General features: G+C 63.7%; 13 protein-coding genes. 7 read left to right on the top strand and 6 right to left on the bottom strand.

Annotated elements, in window-relative coordinates; genetic code table 11:
• Nucleotides 1-55: 55 nt before the first annotated feature.
• Genes ACP15R_RS14630 through ACP15R_RS14620 form a run of 3 tightly spaced genes read left to right on the top strand, consistent with a single transcriptional unit; the run spans nucleotide 56 to nucleotide 2,816 of the window.
• Nucleotides 56-598 (top strand): hypothetical protein, encoded by a 543-nt coding sequence (locus ACP15R_RS14630; protein WP_424987171.1) that lies wholly within the window; start codon nucleotides 56-58, stop codon nucleotides 596-598.
• The gene (locus ACP15R_RS14625) at nucleotides 598-2,190 is read left to right on the top strand and encodes a tripartite tricarboxylate transporter permease (RefSeq protein WP_424987170.1); all 1,593 of its coding nucleotides are present in this window, start codon (nucleotides 598-600) and stop codon (nucleotides 2,188-2,190) included. The genes ACP15R_RS14630 and ACP15R_RS14625 overlap by 1 nt, the downstream gene beginning before the upstream one ends.
• Nucleotides 2,187-2,816 (top strand): glutathione S-transferase family protein, encoded by a 630-nt coding sequence (locus ACP15R_RS14620; RefSeq protein ID WP_424987169.1) that lies wholly within the window; start codon nucleotides 2,187-2,189, stop codon nucleotides 2,814-2,816. The genes ACP15R_RS14625 and ACP15R_RS14620 overlap by 4 nt, the downstream gene beginning before the upstream one ends.
• 7 nt (nucleotides 2,817-2,823) lie before the next feature.
• Here ACP15R_RS14620 and ACP15R_RS14615 read toward each other — a convergent pair whose 3' ends face one another.
• The 6 genes from ACP15R_RS14615 to ACP15R_RS14590 all read right to left on the bottom strand — a co-directional run bounded on the left by ACP15R_RS14615 (nucleotide 2,824) and on the right by ACP15R_RS14590 (nucleotide 8,663).
• Nucleotides 2,824-3,546 (bottom strand): FadR/GntR family transcriptional regulator, encoded by a 723-nt coding sequence (locus ACP15R_RS14615; protein WP_424987168.1) that lies wholly within the window; start codon nucleotides 3,544-3,546, stop codon nucleotides 2,824-2,826.
• Nucleotides 3,547-3,600: 54 nt separating this feature from the next.
• Entirely contained in the window at nucleotides 3,601-4,869 is a 1,269-nt protein-coding gene (locus ACP15R_RS14610; protein ID WP_424987167.1) for a TRAP transporter large permease, read from the bottom strand.
• A 2-nt stretch (nucleotides 4,870-4,871) separates the two neighbouring features.
• Nucleotides 4,872-5,387: a TRAP transporter small permease gene (locus ACP15R_RS14605; RefSeq protein ID WP_424987166.1), complete on the bottom strand. Its 516-nt coding sequence runs from the start codon at nucleotides 5,385-5,387 to the stop codon at nucleotides 4,872-4,874.
• 67 nt (nucleotides 5,388-5,454) lie between these two features.
• Nucleotides 5,455-6,450: a TRAP transporter substrate-binding protein gene (locus tag ACP15R_RS14600; protein ID WP_424987165.1), complete on the bottom strand. Its 996-nt coding sequence runs from the start codon at nucleotides 6,448-6,450 to the stop codon at nucleotides 5,455-5,457.
• 23 nt (nucleotides 6,451-6,473) lie between these two features.
• Nucleotides 6,474-7,562 carry a mandelate racemase/muconate lactonizing enzyme family protein gene (locus ACP15R_RS14595; protein WP_424987163.1) on the bottom strand — a complete coding sequence of 363 codons (1,089 nt, stop codon included), beginning with the start codon at nucleotides 7,560-7,562 and terminating at the stop codon, nucleotides 6,474-6,476.
• Between the two features lie 138 nt (nucleotides 7,563-7,700).
• Nucleotides 7,701-8,663: a LysR family transcriptional regulator gene (locus tag ACP15R_RS14590; protein WP_424987162.1), complete on the bottom strand. Its 963-nt coding sequence runs from the start codon at nucleotides 8,661-8,663 to the stop codon at nucleotides 7,701-7,703.
• 209 nt (nucleotides 8,664-8,872) lie between these two features.
• Between ACP15R_RS14590 and ACP15R_RS14585 the strand changes: the two genes are divergently transcribed.
• The 4 genes from ACP15R_RS14585 to ACP15R_RS14570 are packed head-to-tail and all read left to right on the top strand — an operon-like array spanning nucleotide 8,873 to nucleotide 12,391.
• The gene (locus ACP15R_RS14585; protein WP_424987161.1) at nucleotides 8,873-10,027 is read left to right on the top strand and encodes an ABC transporter substrate-binding protein; all 1,155 of its coding nucleotides are present in this window, start codon (nucleotides 8,873-8,875) and stop codon (nucleotides 10,025-10,027) included.
• Nucleotides 10,028-10,087: 60 nt separating this feature from the next.
• Nucleotides 10,088-11,158 (top strand): FecCD family ABC transporter permease, encoded by a 1,071-nt coding sequence (locus ACP15R_RS14580; protein ID WP_424987160.1) that lies wholly within the window; start codon nucleotides 10,088-10,090, stop codon nucleotides 11,156-11,158.
• On the top strand, nucleotides 11,155-11,928 hold the full coding sequence (locus ACP15R_RS14575) for an ABC transporter ATP-binding protein (protein ID WP_424987159.1): 774 nt from the start codon (nucleotides 11,155-11,157) through the stop codon (nucleotides 11,926-11,928). The genes ACP15R_RS14580 and ACP15R_RS14575 overlap by 4 nt, the downstream gene beginning before the upstream one ends.
• Complete coding sequence (locus ACP15R_RS14570; protein ID WP_424987158.1) at nucleotides 11,912-12,391, top strand: pseudoazurin; 480 nt, start codon at nucleotides 11,912-11,914, stop codon at nucleotides 12,389-12,391. The genes ACP15R_RS14575 and ACP15R_RS14570 overlap by 17 nt, the downstream gene beginning before the upstream one ends.
• The last annotated feature ends 3 nt before the right edge of the window (nucleotides 12,392-12,394 follow it).

Below are 12,394 nucleotides of genomic sequence, written 5' to 3'. Positions count from 1 at the left end.
GGTCGCGGCCCCGCGGGGCCGGGTGCGGACGGGCGGAGTCAGCGGAGGTCTCGTGATGCGCGTGAATATCGTTCTCGGGGCGGTCTGTGTGGCCTTTGCGGGGCTGGTGCTTGCGGTCTGGATACCGATGGATACAGAAGGCGGCGTCGTGGCCCGGGTGCGCGGCGACTACGCGATCGGCGATGCCCTTGCGCCGACACTTGCCGGGGGGCTGGTGCTGCTGTCCGGCCTGTTGCTGATCCTGTTCGAGGGACGGGCCGAGCGGCAGCCGCATCCGGAACGTGCCAACATGTTCTTTATCGGCAGCATGTTCGCCACGCTTGTCGTGGGCGGTCTCGTGATGCGCTATGCCGGGCCGGTCGCGGCCTGGCTGTTCACCGAACATGGCAGCTATCGGCAGCTGCGCGATACCATCCCGTGGAAATACCTGGGCTTTGTGCTGGGCGGCACCCTTACCGTTGCCGGGATGATCAGCATCGTCGAAGGCCGGCCCAGCTGGCGCGGACCGGTGACCGGCCTGCTGGCGACGCTGGTCATTGCCGCGCTGTATGACCTGCCCTTCGAGGATCTGCTGCTGCCGCCCAATGGGGATTTCTGATGTCGGTGCTTGATTACATTCTGGCCGGGGTGCTGGCCGTATTCCAGGGGCCGGCGGCGTTTTCGGTCCTGGGTCTGCCGGTGCCGATCACCGTGGTCATGGTGTTCGCCGGGCTGGTGCTGGGCGTGATCGTCGGCGCGACGCCGGGGCTTGGCGGGGTGATCGCGATGGCGATTTCGCTGCCGATCCTGATCTCGGCCTTCGGGTTCTCGGCGGATGCGCTCTTGCCGGTTCTGGGCTTCATGATCGGCGTGATGAAGGGATCAACGGTGGGCGGCGCGGTTCCGGCGATCCTGTTCAATACGCCCGGCACGACCGATAGCTACATGACCACGCTGGACGGCTATCCCATGGCGCGCAACGGACAGGCGGCCCGGGCGCTGCGGGTTGCGCATTTCTCGTCGGTGAGCGGCGACACCTTTTCCGACATCGTGCTGTTCGTCTGTGCGCCGTTCCTTGCGATCCTGGTGGAATCCTATCTCGACCTGCCGGAAAAGACCGCGCTGCTGATCCTCTCGCTCAGCTTCATCGCGGCGGTGGTCGGCAGCTCGGTGGCCAAGGGGCTGCTGAGCGCGGGCCTCGGGCTGCTGGCCGTCTATGTGGGCAGCGGCGAAGATTTCTATCCCCGGCTGTCGCTGGGGATGCCGGAGCTGAACCAGGGTTTCCCGATCATCGCGGCGGTGGTTGGTACGCTGGTGCTGGGTGCGGTGTTTGCCGAGATGGAGACCCTGTGGCGCGACCGTCGCAAGAGCGGGCGGGTCACATCGGTGCCGCAGGACGCACAGGCGCGGATGAGCTGGGCCGAGATCCGCCGGCTGTTGCCCTTCATCGGGCATTCGGCAGTGATCGGCACGATCATCGGGGCGCTGCCCGGCGTCGGCTCGACGCTCGCGGCGACGCTTGGTTATGCCCATGGCGGCAAGCGCCACGAAGCCACCAAGGCCCCCGGCGACCCCAGTTTTGGCGAGGGCGCACCCGAGGGCATCGCCGCCACCGAGGCGGCCAACAGTTCGGTGTCGGGGGCCAACCTGATCCCGGTTCTGTCGCTGGGCATTCCGGGGAACACGGCGGCGGTCTTTCTGATCCTCGCGATGGAGAGCATCGGCGGGCTGAACCCCGGCCCGGCGGTCTTCAAGTTTTCGCAGGATCTGAACACCGAGCTTGTGATCGCCTTTGGCCTGTTTACCACGATGGTGCTCGCCAACCTGTTCAACTGGACATTGGGCGGCATGTTCATGCGCTCGATGGGGGTGATGGCTTGCGTGCCCAGGCAATACCTGTTGCCGGTGGTGCTGCTCTTGACGCTGACCTCGCTCTATATCCAGGAGACGCGTTTCGAGGCGATCATCTTTGCGGTGGGCTTTGGTCTGCTCGGCTATTTCATGCGTCGGTTCGGCATTTCGCCTTTGCCCTTTGTCATCGCCTTCGTGCTCGGCGGGCGGCTGGAAGAACTGGCGCGGCAGGCCTTTTCCGCGACGGGCGCCGATCCGTTCTTTCTGTTTTCCAGCCCGATCGCGGCGGTCTTCATGCTGGCCTCGGTCGTGGTCGTGATCCTGTCGCTGCGGATGCGCGGCAAGGTCGCGGCGTCGTGATCGACCTGTATACATGGCCCACACCCAACGGGCGCAAGGTTTCGATCCTGCTGGCGGAACTTGGAGTCGACTATCGCGTGCACGCGGTGGATATCACGCGCGGTGCGCAGCATTCCGAGACCTTTGCCGCGCTCAGCCCGACGCGCAAGATCCCGCTGCTGGTCGATCGCGAGACCGGCCTGACCCTGTCGGAGTCAAACGCCATTCTGCTCTATCTCGCCGAGAAACACCGGCGGTTCCTGCCCGGGCAGGTCGCGGCGCGGGCGCAGGCGATTTCGTGGCTGATGTGGCAGGGCGCGGCGCTTGGGCCGATGGCGGGGCAGGCGCATGTCTTCCTGCACGACAATCCCGGTCGCGCGCCCTTTGCCGAGGAAAAATTCCACGCGACGGTCAGAAAGCTCTACGCGGTGCTCGACCGCCGGCTGGAAGGGCGCAGCCATGTCTGCGACAGCTATTCGATTGTCGACATGGCGTGTTTTCCCTGGATCGCGCGGCATCCGCGCCACCGGGTGGCGCTGGCGGAATTTGCGAATGTCGCGGCCTGGTATCGGCGGATGTCACAGCGCCCCGCCGTGCAGGCCGGGTATCACGTGCCGTTTCATCGCGACGGGGTGCCACGCGCCTGAGCGCGGTTCAGGGCTGGCCGTATTGGTGGCGCAGGTCCGAATGGAAATACGAAATGTGGTTGTGAATGGCGTCGCGCAGGTCCGCCGCCTTGCGCTCGCGGATCAGGTCGAGCAGGGCGCGATGCTCTTTCAGCCCGTTCGGCCCACGCGATTTCGGCAACAGCTTGTACAGCCCGCGCTGCATGGTCATGCCGATGCGGATGCCGGGGATCATCGTGGCATAGAGCGCGATGCCGACACGGTTATGCGACGCGGCGACGATAGCCTCGTGAAAGGCCAGGTCCTCGTCCACCGTGCCCAGGGCGTTTTCATCCTCGCGGGCCATCTGGGTCAGGGCGGCCTCCAGGCGCTGCATGTCCGCCGGGGTCCAGCGCTCGGCCGCGAGCATCGCCATTTCGCCCTCGATCAACATGCGCATCTGCTGGCATTCCAGCACATCGGCCATGGATTCCACCTGGATGCCGGGCATGGATGCCTCTGACACCGTGGCGGTGGCCGGTCCGGCCCGGGGCCGTTCCAGCACAAAGGCCCCCGAGCCGCGGATGGTTTCCACGATCCCTTCGTCGCGCAGGCGCGAAATGGCATTGCGCACCACTGTGCGCGATACGTCGAGCTTGCGGCACAGGTCCTGCTCGGAAGGGAGCCGCAGCCCGACGGAATATTCGCCGGCCTCGATGCGGCCCAGGATGTCCCCATATGCCGCGTCGGTAAGTTTCGAGCTTCTGGCCACGCGCCGTTTCCTGCCCTTGCCACGTTCCCTGGTCACAGATTGCATGGATAGCACTTAAAGGAACAGGAGGGAAAGCGCGGGCAAAAACGTCACCAGCGCCATCGACACGAACATCGCGATCATGAAGGGCAGAACCTTGCGGATCACCGCCTCGACCGGCACCTGCGCGATCGAACTTGCGATGAACAGGTTGATGCCGACCGGCGGGGTGCAAAAGCCGATGGCGAGGTTGCAGGTCATGATGATGCCGAAATGCACCGGGTCGACCCCCACGGATTTGGCAATCGGCAGCAGGATCGGCGCGAGGATGATGATCGCCGCCACCGGCTCGAGAAACATCCCCGCCACCAGCAGCACCAGGTTCAGCAGGAGCAGCACCGCAACCGGGTTCGTCGTCGCCCCGGTAATCAGCGCCGCCATGTCCGCGGGCACACTCTCGATGGTCAGGAACCGGCCAAAGGCAAAGGCCATCGCCACCATGATCATGATCGTCGCGGTGGTCCGGCCGCTGCGCACGAGGATGCCGGGCAAATCCCCGAGCCGCATTTCGCGATAGATCACGAGGCTGACAAACAGCGCATAGACAACCGCCACGCCGGCGGCTTCGGTGGGGGTGAAAATGCCGCCATAGATCCCGCCGAGGATGATGACCGGTACAAACAGCGCCCAGATCCCGCCCCGTCCACCCTGGATCGCGGGGGTGTCGTCGCCCGCCTCCGGGATTTCGGTCACGTTGCCGGCGACCTTGACGCGGGCGACAACCATGAAGCCGATGCCGAACAGGATACCCGGCACGATCCCGGCGATGAACAGCGAGCCCAGCGAGACATTGGCCACCACCCCGTAGATGATCAGCGGGATCGACGGCGGGATCATCACGCCCAGCATGCCCGAGGCCGAGGTCAGCGCGGCGGAGAAATCGCGCCGATAGCCCCGTTTCTCCATCTCGGGGATCAGGTTCGAACCGATGGCGGCAACCGTGGCCGGCGAGGATCCGGAAATCGCCGCAAAGAACATCGAGGCCAGCACGTTGACATAGGCCAGCCCGGCGCGCATCCGCCCGACCACCCGGGCCGCCATGCCGACGATCCGCCCGGACAGGCCACCGGCCAGCATGATTTCCCCGGCCAGGATGAACATCGGGACGGCGACCAGCGGAAAGTTGTCCGATCCGACGATCGCGTTCTTGATCAACAGCGACACCGGCGGTGTTCCGGGCAGGAACTCCATCACCAGCAGCGTTGCCGCACCGATGGCAACGCCGACCGGCACCGAAAGCAGGATCATCGCGAAAAACAGCACAAAGAGAAGCGCGGTGGCCATGTTCAACCCTCCGGTTGTGGGCCGGAGTCCCGGGTGTCCGGGCGGTCCAGCAGGTTCTGTGTCAGCCGCAGCACCGACAGGAAACTGCCAAAGGGCAGCGTGGCATAAAGCCATGTCAGGCTGACCTTGGTGTCGCTGAACGGCCAGTACAGTACCACCGAGCTTTGTCGCGCGACGATGGGCGATGTCGCCTGTTGCACGCCAAGCCAGCCGATCCACAGGAAAAATGCGATCATGGCAAGGCCGAGTGCGGTTTCGAGCCGTTGCCGCGCGGGCGCGGCCAGCCGATCCGACAGCATGGTGATGCGGATGTGGTCGCCGGTGCGAAAGGCATAGGCAATGCCGACCCAGATCGTCCAGATGAACAGCCAGCGCACCAGCTCTTCGGACCAGACCAGCGAGTTTTCAAAGACATAGCGCATGACCACCTGGACAAAGATCAGCCCCGCCATCAACGCCATGAAGCTGGCCAGGATGATCTGTTCGAAATTGGCGTCAAGCCATCTGACTGCGCGCATCTGTTCCTCCCATGCCGGCGACGGGCAGGGGGCGGCCGCGATGGCCACCCCGGTTATCGCGGCGCGGTTACTGCGCCTGTGCGACGGCGGCGGTGAGCGCCTGGTAGGCATCTGCCCCGACCAGTTCCTCAAAGCGGCCCGACAGCGCGCCGAGCGCCTCGCGGAAGGCGGTGATCTCGGCATCCGACAGGGCGTTGACCTTGACACCCGCGCCTTCGATCACCTCGAGGTTGCGGGTCTCGTCGGCGTCGATGATGTCAAGCTCGGTCTGGAGCGCGCGGGCCAGCGCCTCGCGCAGCTGGCTGCGCAGTTCCTGGGGCATGGCATCGAACTTGCCCTGGTTCATCACCACGATATAGGCGCTGTAGACATGGTTGGTCAGGGAAACGTAATCCTGCACCTCGTACATCTTGTTGTTGACGATGTTGGTCAGCGGGTTTTCCTGTCCGTCGACGACATTCTGCTGCAATGCCGAGTAGAGTTCGGAAAAGGCCATCGGGGTCGGGTTTGCGCCAAGATGGTCAAAGGCTTCGATATGGGCCTCGACGGCCATGGTGCGCAGCTTGATGCCCTCCAGGTCGCCGGGCTTGGAAATCGGGCGCAGGTTGTTGGTCATCTGGCGAAAGCCGTTTTCGAACCAGCCCAGCGTGGTCAGCCCGAGATCGTTCAGCTTGGGTTCAAGATAGGCGCCGTACGCGCCGCCCAGAACTGCCAGCGCGACATCGCGGCTGGGAAAGACATAGGGGATTTCCGGCGCGGCAAAGGCCGGGTCCCAGGCCGAGAGTTTGGACACGGTGGGCACGGCGATATCGATGGTGCCCTCCTGCGCCAGTTCGACCAACTCGCGGTCATTGCCCATCTGGCCGCCACCAAACAGCGTCACCTCGATCTGGCCTCCGGATGCGCTGGCGATGTCCTCGGCAAAGGATTCCAACGCCAGGTGAACCGGGTTGTTGGCACCGATGGCGGCATGGGCGAGTTTCAACTCGTACTCCGCCGCCAGGGCCGATGTGGTGCCAAGCAGAACCGCGGCAACCGCCGCAAGGGGTTTCAGTGAAGTCATGTCATTCTCCTCCGGACATGGATTCAACTGTCGGCGCGAAAGGCCTCCAGCGTGTTGAAATCAAGGGTGATGCCGTGGCCCGGCCGGTCGCCGGCGCGGGCGCGGCCATCGACAAAGGCAAGCGGGGCGGTCATGAAGCGTTCGAGCCCGAAACCGTGGATCTCGAGATAGCTGGCATTGGGAATTGCCGCCAGCAGGTGCAGGTGCAGATCATGCACCCCGTGCGAGGTCACCATCAGGTTATGCGCTTCGGCAAGCCGCGCGATCTTCATCCACGGGGTAATGCCGCCACAGGTCGCCACGTCGGGTTCGATAAAGGTTGCCGCGCCGGCCGAGATCATCTGGCGGAACTCGGACAGGCTGTGCAGGTTTTCCCCGGCGGCGATGGGCAACCCGCCTTCGGCCTGGATGCGCGCATAGCCGGGGAAATCGTCGGGATCGGTCGGCTCTTCGAGCCATGTCACGTTCAATTCGGCCATCTGGCGGGCCGCGAGGATCGCCTTGTCGACGCTCCAGCCCATGTTGGCATCCACCATCAGGGGAATGTCATCGCCCAGCAGATCGCGCATCGCGGCGACCCGGGCAATATCCTCGGAGATATTCTCGCGCCCGACCTTCATCTTGATGGCGCGCAGGCCCGAGGCGAGGTTGTCGCGGGTCTGTGCCAGCAAATCCTCAAGCGGAAGATACAAATCAATACCTCCTGCATAGGCCGAGACCTCGGGATCATGCCCCCCGAGAAGCTTCCAGAGCGGCATCCCGGTCTTGTGCGCCTTGAGATCCCAGAGCGCCGTATCGATCGCCGCGAGGGCAAAGGAGACCAGCCCGCTGCGCCCCACGAAGTGCATGCGCCACCACATCTTTTGCCACAATGCCTCGATGCAGTCGGCGTCCTCGCCCAACAGCAGCGGTTCAAGCTCACGGGCAAGTGCCGCCACCGCGCCGCTGCCGGCGTTGACCGTATAGGTATAGCCCAGTCCGGTCCGGCCCTGGTCATCGGTAATCCGGACCGTGACAAAGCCGAAATCTGTCATCTCACCGTGTTTTGCATCGGTCAGAACGCGCGGAAGGGGGATTTTGAAATGATCAATAGACACTTTTTTGATCGACATCGAATCCTCCATAAATGCCTGAAGTGGCTAATTAGGGCGGAAAATGCGATCGGTCAAGGCATATTGATAATAAATAAGTATCTTTAAGGCTTGGATACGGCCGCCCCGTGCCCTCGCGGGCCGCGCAAGCCGCTGAAATCACCCGTCATCCGCCAGTCGCTGGGCCTGGCGCGTGTCGACGATGGCGTCGCCGCTCAACTTGCCGCTGTTGAGCATGCCGCGGACGCTGGACACGATCCGCTTGCGAATCTCGTCCACCGCCGGGGCGGCCTCGATATCGGGCATCCAGCAGAGCGAGTGAACCCGGCTGATCTCGGGGGCCTCGATGGGGCGTGCGTCCACCGCGCCGGCGGCGATCTTGCCCTGCCAATAGGTCCGGGGCACCACGCTGCAGGCAATGCCAAGCTCGACCAGTTCGCCGATGGCCTCGATGCTGTTGGTTTCAAACAGCGGTGTCAGCTGCACGCCGATGCTGCGCGCGCCTTCGTCGACGCGGCGGCGCAGATCGCTGCCCACCGGCGGCAGCACCAGCGGGCGATCCAGCGCATCCGCCAGCCGGATCGGGCGATCGGGAAATTGCGGGCTGGAGCGGCTGATAAAGACAAAGCTCTCCTTGAACAGCGGCATGCTCGCGGCCACCGGCAGGTCGGCGGCGGTGTTCGGAATGATCGCAAGATCGACATTCTGTTGCAGCACGTCGCGCACCGCCTGGTCGGAAAACCCGTTGAGAATGCGCAGCTTTACCTTGGGCATGTCGGCAGCGATCTTGGGCAGGAGCTCGACCGCAAAGGCCGAGGCCAGCGAGGTTATCACGCAAAGGGTCACGTCACCGCTGACATGTTCGGATTCGCTGCGGATCGCCTGGGACAGGTTGTCGATCCGGCGGACCAGCTCGGCGGCTTCGGTGCGCAGGCGTTCGCCCGGCCGGGTCAGGTCGACACCGCGATGGTGGCGGACAAACAGCGGCGTCTTGAGCGCATGTTCCAGCTGAACGATCTGCTTGCTCAGCGAGGGTTGGGCAATGTTCATCTCTTCCGCCGCCTTGGACATCGACCGGTGGCGGCACACCGCCAGGAAAAGCGTCAGTTGTCTGGGTGTCATTTGGATCAACCCTTAGCCAAATGGGTATGTCTGAAACGGGGTGATTATATTCCCGCCTCTATCCAAGATCCACCATGGGTGCCGCATATGGGGGCCGGAAACTGCCCGTGGGTCACTGATTTGCAGAATAACTGACAAAATCACTTGGCTTTGGCGCGCAGAGCCCTTAGGAGGGCGCGAAAATTCACCTGTCCTAACGGAGACCGCAAATGTCCTTTCAGACATCCATGGGCGGCTTTCTTGGTGCCATGGCAGCCAGCGCAATCCTTGCGTCAGCAACTGAAGTCCAAGCACAAGCACTGACCTTTACCGACATCGCAGGCCGCGAAGTCAGCCTGCCGGAAATGCCCGACAAGATCATCCTGGGCGAGGGGCGCATGATGTATGCCATCGCACCGGTGATCGAGGGCAACCCGTTCGACAAGATCGTCGGCTGGAACAACGACCTGATCCTGTATGACCCTGACGGGTTCCGCAAATTCGAAAGCGTCTTTCCCGAAGACACCGCGCGGCTGATCAATTTCGGCAACCCCTATGCGGGAGATTTCAGCATCGAGGCGGTGCTGGAGGCGGATGCCGACCTGGTGCTGCTGGAATCCGGCAGCCTGTTCAAGGCCGAGGAAACCGGCCTGATGGACAAGCTGGCGGATGCGGGGGTTCAGGTCGCTTTTGTCGATTTTCGCCGCAATGCCACCGAGAACGTGGTGCCATCGCTGCTGATGCTGGGCCGTATCCTGGGCGAGGAAAAGCGTGCCGCCGAGTTCATCGATTTCTACATCGCGCAGATGCGCAAGGTGACCAATATCATCGACACGATCCCCGCCGAGGACCGCCCGATGGTGGTGGTTGAAAACGCCGCCGGCTGGCAAACCGATTTCTGCTGCTGGTCCTTTGGGCCCTACAATTTCGGGCGCTTCGTTGAGCTGGCGGGCGGGTTGAACTATGCCTCGACCCTGGCCAATGCCTATTCCGTGACGCTAAGCCTGGAGGGGGTGATCACCGCCGATCCGGTGCATATCGTGGCGACCGGCGCGAACTGGGCCGAGTTCAAGCCCGAGGTGGCCTCGGTTCTGCTGGGCTATGAGGCGGATGACGCGATCAATACCGAAAAGCTGAGCGCGCTGGCGGCGCGGCCCGGATTCGCCGATATGGACGCGGTGAAAAACGGCAATTTCCACGTCATTTTCCACCAGTTCTATAACTCGCCCTATCACTTCGTGGCGATTCAGCAGCTCGCCAAGTGGTTCTATCCCGAAGATTTCGAGGATCTCGATCCACAGGCGACCTTTGACGAGTTGCACGAAAAATTCCTGCCCTTCGAGGCGTCCGGCACCTTCTGGATGTCCAACGAGGTCAGCAACTGATCCCGAGTCCTGCGCGCGGACACAGATCGTCGCGGGCAGGACGCCCCACAGAGAAATTTCATGACCGATCACACCCTCGCATCCCCGGCCGGGTCGCTTGTCGCGGCCTACAAGCGCCGCAATTTCCGCCGCGCGGCCCTGGTCGCGGCGGCCATCCTGTCGCTGGCGGCAATGGTCGTTGTCGACATCATCACCGGCCCCGCAACCCTGAGCTTTCTGCGCACGCTGCACGTCATCCTTGACCCCTCGGTGGCCAGCGCCAAGGAAAGCGTCATCATCTGGCAGGTGCGCCTGCCCGTGGCGCTGATGGCGGTGATGATCGGCGCGATGCTGGGTGTCGCCGGGGCCGAGATGCAGACCATCCTGAACAATCCGCTGGCCGATCCGTTTACGCTGGGCCTGTCTTCGGCGGCCAGTTTCGGCGCGGCGCTGGCCATCGTTCTGGGCTGGTCGGTGATCCCCGGTGTCGGCGGGCTGTTCGTCAGCGTGAATGCCTTTGTCTTTGCGATGGCGACCTCGCTGTTTCTGTTTGCCTTTACCCGGATGCGCGGCGTGTCGCCCGAGGCGATGATCCTCGTGGGGATTGCCATGCTGTTTACCTTCAACGCGCTCCTGGCGTTTTTGCAATATGGCGCGTCCGAGTTTCAACTGGCGCAGCTGATCTTCTGGCAGATGGGCTCGCTGTCGCGCGCCAGCTGGCCCAAGGTCGGGATCTGTCTGGCGGTGCTCGCGGTGATCCTGCCCTGGTTCCTGTCGCGCAGCTGGGCGCTGACCGCGCTGCGCATGGGTGAGGACAAGGCCGCGGCACTGGGTGTCAATGTCGGCCTGTTGCGGGTGTCGGTGCTGGGCGGGGTGTCGGTCCTGGCGGCGGTGGCGGTGTCCTTTGTCGGGGCGATCGCCTTTTTCGGACTGGTCGGGCCGCATATCGCGCGGATGATCGTCGGCGAGGACCAGCGCGGGTTTCTGCCGCTCTCGGCCCTGTGCGGCGCGCTGATCCTGTCGGGCACCTCGATCGCCTCCAAGGCGATCACGCCGGGGCTGGTCTATCCGATCGGCATGATCACGTCGCTGATCGGCATTCCGTTTTTTGTCATGCTGATCCTTGGCCAACGCAAGAGGCACTGGCAATGACCGGTTTGAGCGCCCATGATCTGAGTTTTTCCTATGGCAAGCGGCAGGTGCTTGGCGGGGCGGGGTTCGATCCGCTGAAGCCCGGCCAGCTGACCGCGCTGATCGGGCCCAACGCGGCGGGTAAATCGACGCTGTTCCGGCTGATCGCGGGGCTGCTCAGGCCGGCCAGCGGCGCGGTGCATCTGAATGGCACCGATCTGGGCACCCTGTCATCGCGTGCCCGGCTCAGGCGGGTGTGCTTCATGCCCCAGTTCTTTGCCGCCAACGCAGCCCTCACCGTGTTTGACGTGGTGATGATGGCGCACAAGCAATTGCGCGGCTGGCGGGTGTCCGAGGATGACATGCAGGCGGTGGGCCGGGCGTTGCACAAATACGGTATCGGCCATCTGGCCGAGGCCTATGTCAGCGAATTGTCCGGCGGACAGTCGCAGATGGTGTCGGTGGCGCAGGCGCTGGTGCGCCAGTCGGATGTCTACCTGTTTGACGAACCGACCTCGGCGCTGGACCTGCGGCACCAGCTCGAAGTGCTGCACCAGATCAAGACCGTCGTGGCCGAACGCGGGGCCATCGGGATGGTGGCGCTGCATGATCTGAACCTGGCCGCGCGCTTTGCCGACCACCTGATCCTGATCGGGGGCGGAGAGGTTCTGGCGCAGGGGCATCCGAACGAGGTGCTGCGCTCCCCGGCGATTTCATCGACCTATGGCGTCGATGTCGAGATCACCACCGGCCCGAGAGAGGATCTGCTGGTTCATGCTTACCCGTCGTAACTTTGTCATTTCCCTGTCTGCGCTTGCCGGGTCGGGGGCGGCGCTGGCCTGTCCCGTGCCGGGGTCTGTGGGCAATGGCCATTCGGTTCTGATGCTGAATGCCGCCTGCGGTGACGCGGATACGCCAAATGTCTTTGCACCGGAAATCCTGCATGTCGCCCCGGGCGATTCGGTTACCTTTCTGGCGACCGACGCGGGGCACAATTCGGCGTCCAAGCGCGGCATGATCCCCGAGGGCGCAACGCCCTGGAATGGCGGGCTGGATCAGGAGCTGACCGTTGAGCTGACGGTGCCGGGCATCTACGGTCATATCTGTGTGCCGCATTACGAATGGGGCATGGTCGGATTGATCGTGGTGGGCCAGGACCTGCACAATCTCAAGGCGGCCCGCAAGGTGCGCCACCCCGGCAGCGCCCGAAGCAAGTTCCGCGCGTTGCTGGACACGCTGGAAGGCGGGGCCTGACGC

It is taken from the genome of Microbulbifer sp. S227A (assembly GCF_049800935.1).
Note: the sequence above shows the minus strand (reverse complement) of the source record. Positions and strands in the feature narration are given on the sequence as shown.